At 55.0% G+C, this 18,505-nt stretch carries 13 protein-coding genes; 5 read left to right on the forward strand and 8 right to left on the reverse strand.

The features are described from left to right. Window positions 1–144: 144 nt before the first annotated feature. Window positions 145–501: a MerR family transcriptional regulator gene (locus tag H8B13_RS03335; protein WP_187309386.1), complete on the reverse strand. Its 357-nt coding sequence runs from the start codon at window positions 499–501 to the stop codon at window positions 145–147. A 262-nt stretch (window positions 502–763) separates the two neighbouring features. On the opposite strand from H8B13_RS03335, the gene alaS reads away from it, so the two are divergent. The 4 genes from alaS to H8B13_RS03355 all read left to right on the forward strand — a co-directional run bounded on the left by alaS (window position 764) and on the right by H8B13_RS03355 (window position 7,243). Continuing rightward, window positions 764–3,448: an alanine--tRNA ligase gene (gene alaS, locus H8B13_RS03340; protein WP_187309387.1), complete on the forward strand. Its 2,685-nt coding sequence runs from the start codon at window positions 764–766 to the stop codon at window positions 3,446–3,448. 167 nt (window positions 3,449–3,615) lie between these two features. Next, entirely contained in the window at window positions 3,616–4,359 is a 744-nt protein-coding gene (locus H8B13_RS03345; protein ID WP_187309388.1) for an energy transducer TonB, read from the forward strand. A 57-nt stretch (window positions 4,360–4,416) separates the two neighbouring features. Further along, complete coding sequence (gene gatB, locus H8B13_RS03350) at window positions 4,417–5,880, forward strand: Asp-tRNA(Asn)/Glu-tRNA(Gln) amidotransferase subunit GatB (protein WP_187309389.1); 1,464 nt, start codon at window positions 4,417–4,419, stop codon at window positions 5,878–5,880. A gap of 202 nt (window positions 5,881–6,082) precedes the next feature. Next, window positions 6,083–7,243, forward strand: coding sequence for a TlpA disulfide reductase family protein (locus H8B13_RS03355; protein ID WP_187309390.1), 1,161 nt, complete (start codon window positions 6,083–6,085; stop codon window positions 7,241–7,243). Between the two features lie 269 nt (window positions 7,244–7,512). Here H8B13_RS03355 and H8B13_RS03360 read toward each other — a convergent pair whose 3' ends face one another. The 3 genes from H8B13_RS03360 to H8B13_RS03370 form a co-directional block, all read right to left on the reverse strand. Continuing rightward, window positions 7,513–8,286 (reverse strand): hypothetical protein, encoded by a 774-nt coding sequence (locus H8B13_RS03360; RefSeq protein ID WP_187309391.1) that lies wholly within the window; start codon window positions 8,284–8,286, stop codon window positions 7,513–7,515. A 100-nt stretch (window positions 8,287–8,386) separates the two neighbouring features. After that, on the reverse strand, window positions 8,387–8,905 hold the full coding sequence (locus H8B13_RS03365) for an acyl-CoA thioesterase (RefSeq protein WP_187309392.1): 519 nt from the start codon (window positions 8,903–8,905) through the stop codon (window positions 8,387–8,389). Between the two features lie 488 nt (window positions 8,906–9,393). Beyond that, complete coding sequence (locus tag H8B13_RS03370) at window positions 9,394–10,050, reverse strand: protein-L-isoaspartate(D-aspartate) O-methyltransferase (RefSeq protein ID WP_187309393.1); 657 nt, start codon at window positions 10,048–10,050, stop codon at window positions 9,394–9,396. A gap of 190 nt (window positions 10,051–10,240) precedes the next feature. Here H8B13_RS03370 and H8B13_RS03375 point away from each other — a divergent pair, with 190 nt between their 5' ends. Beyond that, window positions 10,241–11,659 carry a sugar transferase gene (locus H8B13_RS03375; RefSeq protein WP_261990209.1) on the forward strand — a complete coding sequence of 473 codons (1,419 nt, stop codon included), beginning with the start codon at window positions 10,241–10,243 and terminating at the stop codon, window positions 11,657–11,659. A gap of 2 nt (window positions 11,660–11,661) precedes the next feature. On the opposite strand, the gene H8B13_RS03380 is transcribed toward H8B13_RS03375, so the two are convergent. The 4 genes from H8B13_RS03380 to H8B13_RS03395 form a co-directional block, all read right to left on the reverse strand. Continuing rightward, window positions 11,662–12,963 carry a cation:dicarboxylate symporter family transporter gene (locus tag H8B13_RS03380; RefSeq protein ID WP_187309394.1) on the reverse strand — a complete coding sequence of 434 codons (1,302 nt, stop codon included), beginning with the start codon at window positions 12,961–12,963 and terminating at the stop codon, window positions 11,662–11,664. Between the two features lie 92 nt (window positions 12,964–13,055). Then, the gene (locus H8B13_RS03385; RefSeq protein ID WP_187309395.1) at window positions 13,056–13,964 is read right to left on the reverse strand and encodes an AEC family transporter; all 909 of its coding nucleotides are present in this window, start codon (window positions 13,962–13,964) and stop codon (window positions 13,056–13,058) included. Window positions 13,965–14,061: 97 nt separating this feature from the next. Further along, window positions 14,062–17,145 carry a TonB-dependent receptor domain-containing protein gene (locus tag H8B13_RS03390; RefSeq protein ID WP_187309396.1) on the reverse strand — a complete coding sequence of 1,028 codons (3,084 nt, stop codon included), beginning with the start codon at window positions 17,143–17,145 and terminating at the stop codon, window positions 14,062–14,064. Between the two features lie 78 nt (window positions 17,146–17,223). Continuing rightward, the gene (locus H8B13_RS03395) at window positions 17,224–18,339 is read right to left on the reverse strand and encodes a FecR family protein (RefSeq protein WP_187309397.1); all 1,116 of its coding nucleotides are present in this window, start codon (window positions 18,337–18,339) and stop codon (window positions 17,224–17,226) included. Window positions 18,340–18,505 lie beyond the last annotated feature (166 nt).

Genomic DNA, 18,505 nt, shown 5'->3' on the forward strand with positions numbered 1-18,505 from the left:
TCAGACATTAGCACTAAGTCTCAAAAGAACGTCATGCAGAGCGCAGCGAAGCATCTCGCTCGCGCCATTAGATTACTACTCCTGCGTCAGCACGCGAGATGCTTCGCTGCGCTCTGCATGACGTTCTGATTAGAAGTTTAATCCCTATTGCGCTTTGCTGATAGCCTCTAGCTCTTTCTTCATGGTTACCATGAATTTGCGCACTTTCTCCAGACTCTGAATCACGTCGATTTTCTCCTTGAGCTGGGGGCCTTTTTGCTTCATCAAATCCCGCGCGCCGGGGATGGTGTAGCCGCGCTCCTTCACCAAGTGGTAGATGGTGCGAAAAATATCAATGTCCTGGGGCGTGTAGAGGCGGTTGCCCTTCTTGCTTTTGCGGGGGCGCAATTCCTCAAACTCCGTTTCCCAAAAGCGAATCAGGGAGGGCGCGACGTTGAACTGCGCGGCCACCTCGCCGATGGTGAAGTATTGCTTTTCGATGTCGCGTTCTTTGTAGGGCATTCGGTAGCGCGATGTAGCGCGAACTTTTAGTTCGCGTTTCGTTGATAGATATGCTCCGGGGGGCTTTTTTGCAACGACTGCAACGAAACGCGAGCGGAAAGTTCGCGCTACTATCAAAGTCGGCTAACTTTGCTGCCGGTGCCATTGAGTATAATGGCGAAAAATAGCCAAAATCCTGGCCGCTGCCAACTTTTGAGCGGCGCGGCCGGCTTCGTTCCACGATTCTAACCTATTCCCCAGACTCTGGTTTGGGGCTCCTGCCATGTCACTTCCTTCGGCCCACCACGTCCGCCAGCAATTCCTCGATTTCTTCGCTTCCAAAGGTCACCACATTGTGCCCTCGGCGCCCATTGTGGTGAAGGACGACCCTACGCTGCTGTTCATCAACTCGGGCATGGCCCCGTTCAAGGATTATTTCCTCGGCAACAAGCCCGCGCCCTTCAAGCGCATCGCCGATACGCAGAAGTGTCTGCGCGTATCGGGCAAGCACAACGACCTGGAAGAGGTAGGCTACGACACCTACCACCACACCATGTTTGAGATGCTCGGCAACTGGTCATTTGGCGATTATTTTAAGAAAGACGCCATTGCCTGGGCCTGGGAGTTGCTCACGGAAGTATACAAGCTGCCTAAAGACCGCCTTTACGTCACCTACTTTGAGGGCGACCAGGGCGACGGCCTCGGCGCCGATACCGAAACTCAGGAACTGTGGCGCCAGTACGTGGCCGAGGAGCGCATCATGCCCGGCAACAAGAAGGATAACTTCTGGGAAATGGGCGACACCGGTCCCTGCGGCCCCTGCACCGAAATCCACATCGACCTGCGCGACGAGGCCGAAGTAGCCCAAAAATCGGGGCGGGAGCTGGTGAATAACGACCACCCGCAAGTGGTGGAAATCTGGAATAATGTATTCATGGAATTCCAGCGCCTGGCCGACAAGAGTCTGGTGAAGCTGCCGGCTCAGCACGTCGATACGGGCATGGGCTTCGAGCGCCTGATGATGGCCGTGTCGGGCGTAAAGTCGAACTACGACACCGACGTTTTCCAGCCGCTGATTCAATTTATTGCCGCCGAAGTGGGCTTGGAATACCACGGCACGGCCCCGGCCACCGTGAATGACCAGCCCACCACCGAGAACGAGAAAACGGATATTGCCATCCGCGTAATTGCCGACCACATCCGCACTATTAGCTTCACCATTGCCGATGGGCAACTGCCCAGCAACGTGAAGGCCGGCTACGTGATTCGCCGCATTTTGCGTCGGGCTGTGCGCTACGCTTTCTCGTCGCTGAATCAGAAGCAGCCCTTTTTGTACAAGCTGGTGCCCGTGTTGGCTGACCAGATGCGCAGCATTTTCCCTGAGCTGAAGCAGCAACAGCAGTTCGTGCAACGCGTGATTGAAGAGGAGGAAATTGCCTTCCTAAAAACCCTGGAAAATGGTCTGCGCCGCTTGGATGCCTTGGAAGCAACGGCCAAAGCCAACGGCAACCGCATCGACGGTGCTACGGCGTTTGAACTGTCGGATACGTTCGGTTTCCCGCTTGATCTGACCGCTCTCATCGCCCGCGAAAAGGGTCTGACTGTGGACGAAGAAGGTTTTAAGAAGGAATTAGAAGCGCAGAAAAGCCGCTCGCGCAACGCCCAAGAGGCCGAGCAAAGCGACTGGACCATCGTTACCGAATCGGAGGAGCAGCCGGCCTTTGTCGGCTACGACTTGGAGGAAGCGCCGGCCCGCATTCTGCGCTACCGCCGCACTGACCGCAAAGGTAAAACTGAATATCAGGTTGTATTGGACCAAACGCCATTTTACGCCGAGTCTGGGGGGCAAATTGGCGATACGGGCTACCTGGAGTCGGACTTGTCGAAGGTTCGCGTAATTGACACGAAAAAGGAAAATGACCTGATAGTGCACACCGTCCTGGATTTGCCCGAAGACTTGGAGGCCAGCTTCATCAGCCGCATCGACCACGCCCGCCGCGACCAGATTCGGCGCAACCACACGGCTACGCACTTGCTGCAAGCCGCGCTGCGCGAAATAGTTGGCGGCCACGTTGCCCAAAAAGGCTCATTGGTCAACGAAAAGCTGCTGCGCTTTGACTTCAGCCACTTCACCAAAGTAACCGACGACCAGTTGCGTCAGGTGGAAACGCTAGTGAATGAGCGCATCCGCCAGCAAATTCCGCTGGATGAGCGCCGCAACGTGCCCATTGCCGAGGCGAAAGAGTTGGGTGCTACGGCTCTGTTCGGGGAGAAATACGGCGACTTCGTGCGCGTCATCACCTTCGACCGCGACTTCTCCGTGGAGCTCTGCGGCGGTACCCACGTGCGCACCACCGGCGATATCGGCTTCTTCAAAATTACCTCTGAATCGGCGGTAGGTGCTGGCGTACGCCGCATCGAAGCCGTAACGGCCGAGGCTGCCGAAGCTTACGTGAATCAGCAGCTCGACTTGCTGCAGCAGGTACGCGAGGCGCTGGGCAACCCCCAGCATCTGCTGACCAGCATCGAGAAGCAAACCGAAGAAATTGCTGGCCTGCGCAAGCAGATCGAGCAGTTTGCTTTGCAAAGCATCAATCAGCAGAAGGACCAGCTTGCCGCACAAGTAAAGCCGTTGAATGGCGTAAACTTCCTAGCTGCCCAAGTGCAGGTCAATTCGGCCGACGGATTAAAGACGTTGGCTTTCAACCTGCGCCAAGCTGTGCCTAACCTCGTGCTGGTGCTCGGTGCTGAAATTGACGGTAAGCCCCAACTAGCAGTGATGCTGGCTGACGAACTAGCTGCGGGGGGCAAATTGAACGCTTCCACGCTGGTGCGCGAGTTGGCTAAGGAAATTCAGGGCGGCGGCGGCGGTCAGCCGTTCTTCGCTACGGCGGGGGGCAAAAATGTGGCTGGGCTAAGTGCGGCTATTGGGAAGGCGGAGGAGTTGGTGGGGAAGAGGGTAGTGTAACGTTCTACTACTTGCCATTAGCCATTGTTGAGATTGCTAAAAACGTAGTATGAAATGACGCTGTGAAATTATGAGATTCACTCATGTTCATGGCATCATTCTTAAATACCCGAATCAGACATTGAGTTAAACTACGAAATCTTAAATAGCTGATAGAACGGTTAGATATGCGCATTTGTATTCTCTTCGTGTCGAGTTTTTTATTCGCCATTAGCGCCATTTGTACATCAGCCCAGAGCCTGAATTCAGTTTATAAGTCACAGGGCAAGACTGATATTTTTGGCTTCGGGAGAGGTGTTTTATTTCGTTCGGATACGGTATCAGCTGACGGAGTACGGGGCACTGTAACACGCTATTTCCCGGCCGGTGAGAAGTATGAAGAAGTACACTATAGCGATCTGAAAAAAGGGGAGTTACAGGGTAATCACACGCGCTGGTTTGAAAATGGACAAGTAGAAGTAAGTGAGGAGTATGTAGCCAATAAACGTCATGGCTCACTTGCAACCTATTATCCAAACGGAAGCATCCGTAGACGCGAGCAATATCAAAATGGCGGCCTTTTAAAAGGCGAGTGCTTTGCTCCTGATGGAAAGCCCGTTAAGCACTTCGAGTATGTCGTGTTTCCGGAGTATCCGGGTGGGGTAGGGAGGTTGTCAAGAACATTACAGTCTAATATTCAATACCCTAAGGAGGCTCTCAAAAAGGAGATTGAGGGTAAAGTATATGTTCGTTTTATTGTTAATAAAACGGGCACTGTTACAAATGCATATGTCTCGAGAAGCCTTGAAGCGTCCTTGGACGCTGAAGCACTTCGCGCGGTAAACAAGCTGCAAAGTTGGACGCCTGGACAGCTGGATGGCGAAGCAATAGATACGTTGTTCACGTTACCGGTTACCTTCGCAATAGAATAAGGCTCTTACTAATCTAATAGGGCAATCAGCTGTTAAGGCAGCGTAAATCTGCGATTCATGGACGAAGCAATAAAATCAAAATACCAGCCTGTTATTGGTCTGGAAGTGCACGCACAGCTGCTCACGCACAGCAAAATGTACTCGTCGGACGAGAATGAGTACGGCGCGTTGCCCAATCATAACCTTTCGGTAATTACGCTTGGTCACCCCGGCACGCTGCCAAAGGTGAACTACACAGCCGTGGAGTTTGCCATGAAAATGGGCCTGGCGACCAACTGCCATATTACCCGCGACAACTTGTTTGCGCGCAAAAACTACTTCTACCCCGACCTTCCCAAAGGCTACCAAATTACCCAGGATAAAACGCCGATCTGCACCCAGGGCCACGTCCCAATTCGGCTGAGCGACGGCACCACGCGGGAAATCGGCGTGACGCGCATTCACATGGAGGAAGACGCGGGCAAATCCATGCACTTGGCGGGCGAGGTAGAAACGCTGGTGGATTTGAACCGCGCCGGTGTGCCGCTGATTGAGATTGTGTCAGAGCCCGACATTCGCAACGCGGAGGAAGCCTACGCTTACCTAGCCGAAATCAAAAAGCTGGTGGTGTATCTGGGCGTGTGCGACGGCAACATGGAGGAAGGCTCCCTGCGTTGCGACGCCAATATTTCGGTCATGCTCAAAGGCGCCGACAAGTTCGGTACCAAGGTGGAAGTGAAGAACATGAACTCCTTCCGCAACGTGCAGCGCGCCATTGAGCACGAGATTGAGCGGCAAATTGCTATTCTGGAAGCTGGCGAAACCATCGACAGCGAAACGCGCGGCTTCGACGCGGCGTCGGGTACTACCAGCGGGCAGCGCAGCAAGGAGACGATGAACGACTACCGCTACTTCCCGGAGCCTGATTTGCCCCCCGTAGTCATTGATGATGCTTGGCTGCACCGCGTGCAGGCTGAATTGCCGGCCTTGCCCCAGCAGCTTTACGCCCGCTTCACCGGCGAGCTAGGTTTGTCGGATTACGACGCCTCGGTGCTCACTGACCAGAAGGAAGTGGCCTTGTACTTCGACGAGCTGACTCGCCAGACAACCAATGCCAAAGCCGCTGCCAACTGGGTGATGGGGCCGGTGAAGTCGTATTTGAATGAGCGCGCATTGCCGATGGCTGAGTTCCCGCTTACCACCCAGCATCTAGCGGATATCATTCAACTTATCGACGAGAACAAGATTAGCCATTCGGTTGCGTCCAAGCAGCTATTCCCGTATTTGCTCGAAAACCCAAGTAAAACTGCCCCCCATGCCGCGCAGGAGCAGAATCTGCTCCAGGAGTCGGACGAGGCAGGCTTGCTGGCAATGGTTGAGCAGGTGCTGGCCGCAAACCCCGGCAAAGTAGCCGAGTATCGCGCCGGTAAAAAAGCCCTGACCGGCATGTTTATGGGCGAGCTGATGAAGCTGACCGGCGGTAAAGCCGACCCAAAAGTGGCCAACCAGCTGCTGCGTCAGAAGCTGGACGCCAGCGTGTAATTCAATCCCAGGGGCGTGCTTTGCCAAGCGCCCCCTGGGGTTATAAGTTAGGTCAGACGCAGGTTGTGGAACCTCATGAACCGAATCGGGTTTAAGTAAGCGTCCCCATATGGCTGCCGGTTTACGCGATAATCGGCAACTTGCGGCCCCAAATCGGGTCTGTACTTAACCTTAGCTGCCCCGACTTGGCATATCAACCGAGATGATGAAGAAAATGAAGAGCATTCTGCTATTTGCCGCCGTGCTGGGCATGGCTAATGCCTGTAACCGGGCTACGGCTCCCACGTCGGATACCGCTAGTGCCACTGCCGGCGAGGGTTATCAGGTGACAGGTCAGTTGACCAACGCTCCGGCCGGAACAAAGGTGTATCTGGCAGAACTGGGCGAAACCCAGTTCATCTCCCGCGATACAGCTACTGTGGACGAGAAAGGTGCGTTTACCCTGAAAGGTAGTGTGCCGGAAGCCGGGCTGTATCAGTTAAAAACAGACGACGCCAACCAAGTGCTGCTGGCCCTCAACAATGGCAGCCAGGTGCAGCTAAGCGGCGATGCTACCCAACTCGGCACCAGCTATACGGTGAAAGGCTCACCCGATTCGGAGCTATTGCAGCGCCTGATGCGCGAGATGGACAAAACAAAAAAGACGGTGGAAAGCTTGGGCGAGCGCTACAACCAGGCGGCGCAAGCTGGCCGCGAGGATACTATGCGCTCTATCAGAGAACGCTTCACGACGGTGCAGGCCCGCAATATTGCTGGCATCAAGCAGCTGGTGCGCCAGAACCCGAATTCAGTTGTGTCGGCTTTTGTGGTGGGCAACGTGCTGAATCCGGACGAGCAGTTTCCGTTTGCTGATTCCATGGCCACGCTGTTCAAGAAAACTCTGCCCGACTCGCGCTACACGCAGTCGTTGGTGACGCGGCTGGATGTGCTGCGCCCCACGGCCGTAGGCGTGGTTGCTCCTGAGATTCAACTGGCCTCGCCGGCCGGTGCGCCCGTGGCGCTGAGCAGCCTGCGGGGCAAGTACGTGCTCATCGATTTCTGGGCTTCGTGGTGCGGCCCCTGCCGTCAGGAAAACCCGAATGTGGTGCGCATGTACAACAAGTACAAAAGTAAAGGCTTCGAGATTTATGGTGTTTCCTTCGATCAGGATAAAACCAAATGGGAGAAAGCCATTGCCAAAGACGGGCTTACCTGGACCCACGTTTCGGACCTGAAAGGTTGGGAAAGCGCCGCCGGCCAAACCTACGGCGTAAAGTCTATTCCGCAGACTATCCTTCTGGACCCACAGGGCCGCATCATCGCAAAAAATCTGCGCGGCGAAGAGTTGGAAGAAAAGCTAAAGTTAGTGCTGGCAGTCAACTAAGGCTCAAATTTCCTAAGACCAAAAAAGCCCCCCAGAAAGATTCTGGGGGGCTTTTTTATTTTTCCGTTTGTCATCCTTGATCTAGCCTCCGGCACGAAGGACTTTATAGCAGTTGCACGACTTGTTTCCATATGAGAAGCTCCTTCGTGCCGGAGGCTAGATCAAGGATGACAATTACTTTAGGCGATAACAGTGACAACGACTGCGAGCGAGATGCTTCGCGCTGCGCTGCATGACATTCTAGTGTACTTATGCTTCTGTATTTTCGGCTAACTCAAAAACATACGCTGCATAGCTTGCCAAAGCAGCTTTTTGCGGCTGTTATCTTCCTCCAGTAACTCGATTTCGGCGGCGGGCAGGTAGGCCACATCGTTTACCAAAAGCACCGGCTCGTACAGCTGCGTTTTGTACACGGCTACATCAAGCAGGTTTTTGCCGAAGCCAATGATTTGCTTGGCCGCCAGTTTTTGCCGTAAGGTGCTCAGAGCCACAGGCAAGTGGGACTCTATGTTGATGAGTACTACGTCCTCCACAATCAGGCGGATGGCCTTGAGCAGATTGTTGAGGAAGACGTTTTTGGGCAGTCGCTGAAACCGTACTGGATCCATACGCACCAGGATAACAAGGCCATTTGCATTGCTGCCGAGCGTAGAATAAGGCGTTTCGGTAAGCGGCGGAGCCGTCCGCTGCGGCGGGTCTGACACGGGTGGGGCAGCGGGAGCAGGTGCGGGGCTTACCGGAGCTGAAACTGCCGGTGTGGGGGGCAAATTCAGGCCAGCCAAGGAAGGTAGCTTCGCGGGTGCGACGGGTTTTACCGCTACGGGAGGAACTGGTACAGGCGGTACCGGTGCCGCGGGTGTTGGTGGCTGAGGAGTAGCAGCGGGTGCAGCAGCAACGAAGTTAGGCACCGCCGCCACGGGCGCCGCCGGAGCAACTAGTGCGGCGGCGGGCAACTGGGGGGCATTTTCATCTGCCTCCGCCACCACGTACAGCGATACGTTGGTGTAGAAATTCTGAAAAAAAGCCAGCGAAGCCTCGTGCATATAGAATTGATGGTTAAATGGTTGGAGGGTAGATGGCTAATCGCTCGCGGGTCTTGTTGGAGAACGAGCCGTTTACCCTTTAGCAATTTAACTATTCACCTTAATCTAAATCGAAAAGGGCTTTTAGCTCCGAAGCTTCTTCGGGCTTCATGCGGCCACCGAGCACTAGGCGCAGCTGCCGCCGCCGCAAAGCGCCGTCGTACAGACGAATTTCCTCTTCGGTTTCGGCCACGGCTTCCGGCACATCAATCGGGCGGCCCGACTGATCGACGGCCACAAACGTGAAGAAGGCCTCGTTGGATTTTACTTTGGTACCGGTTGGGATATCCTCGGCCCACACGTCGATGTGCACTTCCATCGACGAGCTGAACGAGCGCGTCACCTGGGCCTGCAAGGTCACCACGTTGCCGAGGCGAATGCCGGCGCTAAACGACACGTTATCCACGGAAGCCGTGACAACGATGCGGTTGGAGTGTTTCTGGGCCGAAATGGCGGCGGCGATGTCCATCAGGTGCATCATGCGGCCGCCCATTAGGTTGTTGAGCGTATTGGTATCGTTGGGCAGCACCAGCTCGGTCATATTTACGAACGAGTCTTTGACGGGCTTCTGTTTGCGCATTGGGGTAGAAGGTTGGAATCAATAAAGGTCGAGCAAAGGTAGGATGGCTGAAGATATTGAGTTCAGCTAAGTAGAAATGTTCTACTAGTGATCGAAGCCCGTCTCTGCCCATTGATAAAAACCAATAATCCAAAGGCCCAGCACAAGTATCGCAAATAGACGACTGCTTAAGTGGAGTATATTATTTGACTTTCTTTTATATGATAGTATAATGAGACACAGCCCTAGTGAAGCCACCAGAAACATTAAACAATTTAACTTAAGATATTGCCATTGCCAATAAGGCTGACTGGTATCCAAGTGATGAACTAGAATGTAACCGCTAGGGTCATCTAGGAATTGGTAGGCATCAACTGGCGTAATAAGTACGATAAGCAAACATAGTACTCCCACAGTCGGCGTGGCAACCCGGTCACTGAGGGTTGAAATAAGTTTCATTAAAAAGGCCATAATAGGAAAGCCGGTTAGAGAGATGTTGCCTGAACCACTCAGGGCGTACCCCACCCAGCTCGGCCCAGCAGCGGCACAAACCGAAACTCCTCGAAAATCTCCCGCGAAAACTCGTCCTCGCTCTCGCGCACTACACGCATCATGCGCTGCACCTGCGCATCACCGACCGGGATGACCAAGGCGCCGCCAATGCGCAGCTGGCGCAGCAAGGGCCGCGGAATATTAGGTGAGCCGGCCGTCACCAGAATCTTGTCGAAGGGTGCCTGCTCGGGCAAGCCCAGCGAGCCGTCGCCGCAGACGAGGTGAGCCTGCTGGTGCAGGGCAGCCAGGCGCTTGCGGGTACCTTCAAACAGCACGGGATTGTACTCGATGCTGTAAACGTGGGGCGTAATTTGGAGCAGCACGCAGCACTGATACCCTGAGCCGGTACCTATTTCGAGCACTTTATCATCGGGCGTTAGCCGGAGCAACTCTGTTTGGTAAGCTACCGTGTAAGGTTGCGAAATCGTCTGGCCTTCGCCAATCGGAAAAGCCTTGTCCTGATAGGCGTGAGCCTGAAAAGCAGGTGCGAAGAAAAGGTGGCGCGGCACGGTGCCTATGGCCGCCAGTACCTTCTCATCGCGAATACCTTTGCGGCGAAGCTCTTCCACAAGAGCGCGGCGTAGGCCGCGGTGTCGGTAGCTGTTTGCGTCCATGAGATGAATACGGAGTGGTAGGGGCAGGAGGCCGGAAAATTCCGCTTTAATGCTCTACCTTTGGCTACTCCGAAAGGAAGCAAAATTGCCCCCCAACGTAGTTCTGACGGCGAAATTACGCTTTCGTTGTCATTGCCACCCCACCACCTACTTGTTGCCGGTCCGAAAGGTCCGGCTTGTTTGTCCGCCCTTGATCCGTACCATCCAAAAGCTGAAGCTGATAGGCGCCGACTTCAGTGCGGCCCTCCTGGCTTGGATATGTTTTTTTCTGCTGCGCAAATACTTGCTTAGCGAGATCAATGAAGGCTACGTTTTCACCGAAAGCGTGATGTTTTCGCTTACGGGTTCGGCCGTTGTCATCGCTTCTTTCTGGCTGATTCTCTACGCGCTGATAGGGGAGTATCGCGATATTTTTCGCAAATCCCGTCTGGCCGAAATCATTGGGCTGGCGCGGGTATCAGTGATTGGGGCGATTGTGATTTTCTTCGCTTTTCTGCTCGATGACGAAGGCGTAAGCAGCTATCAACTCTACTATAAAACCATTTCGGCGTACTTCCTGCTGCATTTCTTTATCACGGCGGTGCTGCGTACCTGGGCCGTAAGCAGCATACAGAAACTGGTGCGCGGTGGCGTGATTTCGTTTAATACGCTGCTCGTCGGCTCCAATTCTCTGGCCCACGACACCTATCATGAACTGGTGCGCACTAGCCGCCATCTGGGCCTCAAGCTCGTCGGGTTTACGCCCGTGGGCGACACCGTAGATGAAGCGCTGGCCGAAGCACTGCCACGCCACGAAGGTTACCAGCGACTGCCGACCCTCATCCGCACGCTGGACATTGAGCAAGTAGTAATTGCCATTGAGCCCAGCGAGCACCGCATGATTCAGGAACTGCTCGCCCTGCTGGAAGGCACGACTGCCCGCGTCAGTGTGCTGCCCGACCTTTACCAGATGCTGCTAGGCTCGGTGAAGGTTAACCACCTGTTTGGCACGCCGCTCATCGAGATAAAGCAGGACCTGCTGCCGCTGTGGCAAAAGATTCTGAAGCGACTGATTGATGTACTGGGCTCGGGCTCGTTTTTGCTGCTGTGCTGGCCGGTGTATGCCTTTACGGCCGTTATGGTTAAGATGTCATCACCGGGGCCTATATTCTACGCACAGGAGCGCATCGGGCGCCACGGTGTGCCCTTCCGGATCTATAAGTTTCGCTCCATGTATGTGGATGCCGAGGACTGCGGCCCCGCGCTCAGCTCCGACCGCGACCCGCGCATTACGCCCTGGGGCCGCTTTATGCGTAAGGTTCGCCTCGACGAGCTGCCTCAGTTCTGGAACGTGATTAAGGGCGATATGAGCATTGTCGGCCCGCGCCCGGAGCGGCAGTTTTTTATCAACCAGATCACCAAAATTGCCCCCCACTACCGGCATCTGCACCGCGTACGCCCCGGCCTCACTTCGCTGGGCCAGGTGAAGTATGGCTACGCCGAAACCGTTCCGCAGATGGTTGAGCGCCTTAAATTTGACATTCTCTATATCGAGAATATGAGTTTGGCCATGGACTTTCGGGTGCTCCTCTACACGCTCAAAATTATTATTGAGGGTCGGGGAAAGTAAGGTTACCAGACCTTCTTTTGGGGCGTAGGGGGCTCTACTGGCAAGTTTGGTAGGGAAGGATTATACTGTTCAATTGCTTCCTCTACTGTCGTTACGGTGGTATGGCCGCTCAGCATGCGCTCGGCCTGGGCGTGGTCGAGGGCGCCTTCATTGTGAGCCAGAAAAATGGTAGCCACCCCGTTGCCAATGAAGTTGGTGATAGAGCGCGCCTCCGACATAAAACGGTCGACGCCCAGGAGCAGGGCTAGGCCTTCTACCGGAATTACTTTAATGGCCGTGAGCGTGCTGGCCAGCACCACAAACCCCGAGCCTGTGACGCCGGCCGCGCCTTTGCTGGTCACCATCAGAATGCCGATTACCGTCAGAATTTGCCCCCCGGTCAGCGTAACGTTATATACCTGAGCCAGAAACAGTGTGGCCAGCGAAAGGTAGATAGTGGTGCCATCTAAGTTAAAGGAATAGCCAGCCGGCACCACCAAGCCCACCACTGGTTTGGCGCAGCCCATGCGTTCCAGCTTCTCCATCAGGCCCGGTAAGCCAGCCTCAGAGGAAGAAGTGCCCAGCACAATCAGCAACTCCTCTTTGATATAGCCCAGAAACGATAGCAGCTTCAGGCGGCAATAGCGCATTATGGCCCCCAGCACCAGAAAAACAAACAGCGCCATCGTGATGTACACGGTCACCATGAGCTTGCCCAGCGGAATAAGCGTCTCGACGCCGTACTTGCCAATGGTGAACGCCATGCCGCCAAACGCACCGATGGGCGCGAAGCGCATTACCCAATGCAGCCCCAGAAACACGTAGCGCGAGGCCCACGTTAGCCGGTCGATGATGGGCTGACGCCGGGCGTAGCGACTCAGAAAAATGCCCCCCACGATGGATATAATCAGGACTTGGAGCGTCAGGTTGTCGGCCAGAAACTGTAGCCAGGAGAATTCGCCCGCCTTCTGCGTGTACTGATTAATGCTCGCGCTGTCAGCGCTTTGCGGTACTACGCCCGCGCCCGGCTGAATGAGGTAGGCCACGCCAATACCAATGAGCAAGGCTAGCGTAGTCACGACTTCGAAGTAAATCAGCGCCTTCCCGCCAATCCGGCCCACCTTCTTCAAATCGCCCATGCTGCTGATGCCCAGCGTGATAGTAAGAAAGATGATGGGGTTAATAAAGAGCTTGACGACGTTGATAAAAGCCTTGCCCAGCACGTCCATCTTCACGGCCGTATCCGGCGCGAAGTGGCCCAGCAACGCCCCAGCAATGATGGCGGTCAGCACCCAGAAGGTAAGGTTGGTGACGATCTTTTTCATGAAATCAACCTGTATAAGAAGTTAGTACAGAAGGCGGAAAGTAAAGCCGTGCAGAGGTTCGGGGGGCTTTTTTGCAATAAAATCGGGTGATTTTACCGCGTAAACCACCAACCCAGCATCGCCAGCAACGGCAAAGAAAGCGGAATCCCAAGTCCCACCATTTGAGCGGCCAGCGGCGGGTCGAGGCCATAGCGCTCCGCCACCACTGCCGCTGTATTCATGGGGCCAATAGCGGCTCCCAATATGCAAAGATCCACCACGCGGCCGTGCTGGTGAGCCACCGCTTGATAGAGGCCATAAATGAGTAGTGGAGCCAAAAGCAGCTTGTACGATAAGCCTAATATTAGCGGGCGGGCCTGCGCTGGCGGAACTCTTAGATTCATCTGCAGGCCTACCGAAAGCAGCGCAATAACTGGAAATGGTCCACTTATTTTTTCCAGCACCCCGCGCACCAGTTCCGGGTGCTGGTAGTCAGCTGCGTTGGCTATCATCGCCAGCACAAAAGCCAGAAACGGCGGAAACCGCAGCACATTTTGCAACATGTTTTTCCACGACGGCTCGGCGGCTCCATACCAGGAAGATACCGCCACGCCCAGCGTGACTACCACCAGAAACGACCCGGCCTGACTCATTATGATGCCTAGTTCTAGCCCTTCGCGCCCATACAACAGCTCGAAAATCGGGAAGCCGACAAATGAGGTGCTGCTAATTCCTCCCGTCAGAATCAGGGCGCCGATGGTTGCCCGCGAAAGCTTCATGCGCCGACCAACCAGTTCAAAAAACACGTAAGCGGCCCCAAAGATCAACCATGGCGCCAGCACCGGCAGCAGAAAGTGACTATCGAGCCGGGCGACCGCCAGATGCAGGAACGTAAGGGCCGGCATGAACACCATCACCAGCAGCTGATTGAGCACCGCCGGCGCACCCACGGGCACCAACCGCCACCGCCGCAACGCCGCGCCCACGCCCAAGCACAGCAGCAGCACAGTCAGGTTGGTCATTGATTTGAGGAAGAGTGGCCCCTTAAAACTGCATTTAAAAATCAACTCTCATCCGGAGTTGACGGAGGATTTTTGCTAACTCCGGATGAGAGTTGATTTAAAATGTTAGGGTGATATTGGAGTAATAATAAGCGCCATTGAAGCCAAACTGCGCGACGTTGCGGGAGTAAGGAATTTCGCCGTAGGAGTAGCTGGCGAAGCGGGCGGCATCCACCTTGTCGGGGTAAACGTTGGTGATATTGTTGGCGCCCACGGTCACCGACACTGCTTTTACCGGATTGTACACCAGGGCCAGATCGAGCAGCGTTTTGCCGTCGAATTCCTGGCTGATGTGCGGCACATAGCGGGGGGCTGGCGTAGTGATATTAGCTGGTTTTTCATAGGCCGTTACTGGGCCGAAATAGGATGCGCGGGGTGTAATGCTGAATTTGCCCACCTGATACGTCAGCGAGAATAGTACTTTCTGGCGCGGCTGGGCCCGCTCAATCAGACCGATGCTAACTGTGTCGATGAGCAAAATGCGGTTGGTAGTGCCGGCTTGCAAGGCGGCCGGTGTATCGCCGGTGCGCACGATTTCCGTGGCGTTAAAAGTCAGAGCCAGGCTAGTACTCAGGCGGCTACGGTCACTAATATCATACTTGTAGGTCGTAACCAGGTCGATGCCACGGGTGCGGGTATCGATGGCGTTTGTAAAAAAACGGATTTCGCTGATATTGGCGAAATCAGGAGTTTGCAAAGCCCGAATGTCGCTTTTGACTAGTCGCTCACTGTTAATGATACGATCCTCAATATCGATTTGGTAAGCATCAACGGTGAAGAGCAAGTCTTCCGTGAGTTTGGCGGCCACACCCAGACTATAATTCCAGGAGGTTTCTGCCTTGGGGTCAGTTACGCCCAGCGGCACTAGGCGGGGATCGTTATTGCGCAGCTGCTTGGTTTGGACGATAGCGCCGGCCTGCACCGTGGAGGTAGATACGCTATTAAAAGTCTGCTGAAGAGAAGGCGCTCGGAAGCCACGATTGATGGAGCCGCGCAACGCAACGCCGTCCGTCAGCTTCATGCGCGAAGCCAGCTTGCCCGATATGTTGGAGCCAAAGTCAGAGTAGTTTTCGTAGCGTAGCGCCGTTGTTACCAGCAAACGCTCAGTGATGTCGCTTTCCACGTCCACGTACACGCCTATGTTGCGACGGGTCTCGTCGGTTTCGTCGTCGGGTGCAATGCCGGGCCGGCCGCTGGAGCCTGGAGCTTTTGCTGTACGGGCTGGTACGGGTGGGGGCCCGGGCTGGGCGGGCGCGGCTAGCGCCAACGGACCAACGAAGTAGGATTCAGGGCTGCCTTTTTCCAACTGGAAGCGGTCTATCCGGAACTGGCTGCCGAGAGCCAGGTTGAATGACTTAGTACCAAATAAACCCACGTAGTTGCGCGACACATTTACCTCGCTCGTGCTCTGCCCGAAGGCGCTGCGACCCACATAGAAATCGGTGGGGGAGTCGGCGCCCATAGAAGGATTGGCGGTTTTGTTGGCATTAAGGTCGAGGTAATTGTAGCCGTAGCCGGTGCTGAAATCAAGGTTCCAGCCGCCGGCCAGCTTGCGGTTAAGGCCTATCACAGCTGAGTAGTCGTCGCTGCGGCCGGGCAATTCGGGCAAGTAGCCATCAGGGTGTACAGGGCTGTAATTGACATTATTAGGCTGGGCATTGCGAAAAAAGCCGTAGGCCAGAATGTCTTTGCGCGAGTACCCTCCAAAGCTGTACACCGACCAGCCGGCGCTACCCACTGGTATGCCTAAGTTGTAGAAACCTTGGTAGATATCAGCTTGGTTGCTACCATATACGCCTACTTTGAATGGCTCCCCAACCGGCGGATATACGCCTCGCTCAGCCCGGATGCGGTTTTCGTTGGTAATCTGCGCAGCTGTGGGTGTCGGATTAGCAGCAGTAAGGGCTGGAAAGGCCGTATAAATGCCCCCCAGGTAGTTATCGGAGCGGTCGGTTTGGTTCTGGCGCTGGTATTGAAGTGTTAGGTTGAGGTAGCCTGGGTTGGTTTTGCCCAGCTTAATGCCGTAGTTGGCCCCGGCTAAATACTGCGCCCCATCACCTTCCTGCGTGACGCCAAATTGGGTTCTGACCGTAGCCACGCCCGTACTTTTGTTAAGTCCGAGGTTAATTACGCCGGCAATAGCATCGGAGCCGTACTGGGCCGCCGCGCCGTCGCGCAGCACTTCGATGCGCTCAATGGCCAAAGAAGGCACCGCGTTCAGGTCAGTTACTACGGTGCCGCTACCTACGGTTACGTTGAGGTTGAGGGCCGAAAACTGGTGGCGGCGCTTGCCATCCACGAGCACGAGCACTTGGTCGGGGGAGAGGCCGCGCAGAGTGGCTGGATCGGCGTAGTTGGCCACACCGTTTACCCCGGTTTTGGCTGAGTTAAACGAAGGAGAATTAAACTGCACCTGTTGGCCCAGATCTACCTGCCCGGTGGCTTGCAATTCCTTTGCATTGAGTACATCAACCGGGGCCGGGCGCTCTACATCGGTGCGGGGCAGGCCGCGCGAGCCCACTACCGTTACCTGGCCCAGCTCCGTGGTGCTGGCTTGCAGGCGCACATCCAGCGTGGTGCGGTCGCCCACGGCAAGCTGCTGACTTTTGAAGCCAATAGCCGACACAACCAAAGTTGCTCCCGGCTTGACGCTAATAGAAAAGCGCCCGTCGCCGTCGGTGCTGATGCCGTTTGTAGTGCCTAGTTCCAGTACGGTAGCCCCAGGAATGGCTTCCCCACCTTCGCTCGTTACGCGGCCGGTGACAGTGGCATCGACTGGCGCTTTGGGCAGAGATAGGGGGGCTAGCAGAATACCGCTGTTCACGACTTCATACGTGATTTGTAATGGGCCAAATAGGGACTGCAACACGCCACTCAACGGCGTATCAACTGCCTGTACCGTCACTTTGCGGTTGGCTCCAATAAGCTGCGGGCTATACAAAAAGCGCGTATGCACCTGATTTTCGAGGCTAGCGAGAGCTGTGAGCACGGGCTGCTCTTGCAGCTGCAGGGTCACGTGCTGTTCCAGTACACTTTGTTCGGTTCGATCTGTCACCGAAATGGGGGAAGCCAGCCCGATAAACGGCACCAGCGCCAGCAGCAGTTGCCGGAAAAGGTGAGCGAAGGGTAGAGGTGATTTCATGAGGTGGGAATGGGTTTGGTGGGATTTGAATGAGTAGAACTAGGAGAGAAGAAATGAGCAGCCCAGTTGAGCCTAAAATCAGGTATCAAGAGTGGGCTGGGGGGCTTTTTTGTGCTTGTCGGCGGGCAGAGGGTCGGAGGGTCGGATTTTGATGCCACAGCCTTTGCTGTGAAAAATGACTTTCGTGCCAGCCCGCTCGTAGGAAGCGCCTAGCGCTTTGCACAGCAGATCCAGCTTTTCAAACATTGGCTCATCCTTAAAAATGAGGCGCACTGTGCAGCCCGTTAGCGCTGCTTCGTCGTAGATGATGGGCACTCCATACGCATGCTCTAAGGCTTGAATTACTTCCGTCACTGGACGGTCGTCAAAGGTGAATGGGCGGGGGATAAGCAGGGCCGGACGCTCTACCAACTCCTTGCGCATTTCCAGCACTTCGGGCGAGTATGCTACTTGCTGATTAGGAATAAGCTCCAGCGGCGAGGGCACTCGCCTGGCTTCGCTGTCCTCGCCAGTTGGCCTTGGGCTTACCCGCACCCGGCCAGTACGCACCATCACCAGCGCCTGGGCCTGCTCGGGGTAGGCGCGCACGGTGAAGCTGGTGCCGAGTACCGTGGTCACCACTTTATCAGTTACGACCAGAAAGGGCTTAACCGGATTGCGCGCTACTTCAAAAAAGGCTTCGCCTTGTAGGAATACTTCCCGCTTCGCATCAGTGAAATGTTGGGGATAGCGCAGCGTACTACGTGGTTGCAAACGCACGGTGCTGCCGTCGGCCAGCGCGAGGCGAGCTACCTGAGAAGTAACGTTCGTATGCGTAATCCACTGGTTGACGCTCAATCCTGGCATAGTACGAGGTGTAGCCAGTCGGACCGCTGTTACCGGTGCCCGCCGGGGCTGCAACAGCAGCATCGCGCTCAAGCCTAAGCCTAGAATTACGAAGGCTGCTACCGCCCAGCGAAGTGGTGCTAATTGCCACATCGGAACTGGTTCGCTGTCTGAGGTTGGAACTTGAATCTGGTCCTCGATCCGACTCCAAAGCTTTGCTTTCAAACGGGCACTATCAACAGGATGTAGCTCTGCAATGGAGGCAACATCTAGGTCCTTGTACCATTGTTCCACCCGCTTTGCCTCCTCTGGGGGGCTTTCTCCGCGGAGGTAGCGCTGCAATACAGCCTCATGGTTTTCTGGCTTCATCCTCGATAGTAATAAGTAGGACTTCTTTATCAGGTCGGGCTTAGCGCGCTCATCCCTTGCCTAAGCGTGAAATATTTTTTGGTACAGATCAGAGGAAACATAAAAAAGCCCTAGCGCGCAACAAGTGCAGGCTAGAGCTTTTAGGATATAAGATATTGTAATTCAG

This window comes from Hymenobacter sp. BT188, from assembly GCF_014333585.1.
Classification (GTDB): domain Bacteria; phylum Bacteroidota; class Bacteroidia; order Cytophagales; family Hymenobacteraceae; genus Hymenobacter.

Excerpts from the sequence above, each read along its gene's own strand:
- H8B13_RS03395 (WP_187309397.1), bottom strand. The coding sequence starts at position 18,339 with ATGAAGCCAGAAAACCATGAGGCTGTATTGCAGCGCTACCTCCGCGGA.
- H8B13_RS03370 (WP_187309393.1), bottom strand. The coding sequence starts at position 10,050 with ATGGACGCAAACAGCTACCGACACCGCGGCCTACGCCGCGCTCTTGTG.
- H8B13_RS03380 (WP_187309394.1), bottom strand. The coding sequence starts at position 12,963 with ATGAAAAAGATCGTCACCAACCTTACCTTCTGGGTGCTGACCGCCATC.
- H8B13_RS03360 (WP_187309391.1), bottom strand. The coding sequence starts at position 8,286 with ATGCACGAGGCTTCGCTGGCTTTTTTTCAGAATTTCTACACCAACGTA.
- gatB (WP_187309389.1), top strand. The coding sequence starts at position 4,417 with ATGGACGAAGCAATAAAATCAAAATACCAGCCTGTTATTGGTCTGGAA.
- H8B13_RS03385 (WP_187309395.1), bottom strand. The coding sequence starts at position 13,964 with ATGACCAACCTGACTGTGCTGCTGCTGTGCTTGGGCGTGGGCGCGGCG.
- H8B13_RS03355 (WP_187309390.1), top strand. The coding sequence starts at position 6,083 with ATGATGAAGAAAATGAAGAGCATTCTGCTATTTGCCGCCGTGCTGGGC.
- H8B13_RS03365 (WP_187309392.1), bottom strand. The coding sequence starts at position 8,905 with ATGCGCAAACAGAAGCCCGTCAAAGACTCGTTCGTAAATATGACCGAG.
- H8B13_RS03390 (WP_187309396.1), bottom strand. The coding sequence starts at position 17,145 with ATGAAATCACCTCTACCCTTCGCTCACCTTTTCCGGCAACTGCTGCTG.
- alaS (WP_187309387.1), top strand. The coding sequence starts at position 764 with ATGTCACTTCCTTCGGCCCACCACGTCCGCCAGCAATTCCTCGATTTC.
- H8B13_RS03345 (WP_187309388.1), top strand. The coding sequence starts at position 3,616 with ATGCGCATTTGTATTCTCTTCGTGTCGAGTTTTTTATTCGCCATTAGC.
- H8B13_RS03335 (WP_187309386.1), bottom strand. The coding sequence starts at position 501 with ATGCCCTACAAAGAACGCGACATCGAAAAGCAATACTTCACCATCGGC.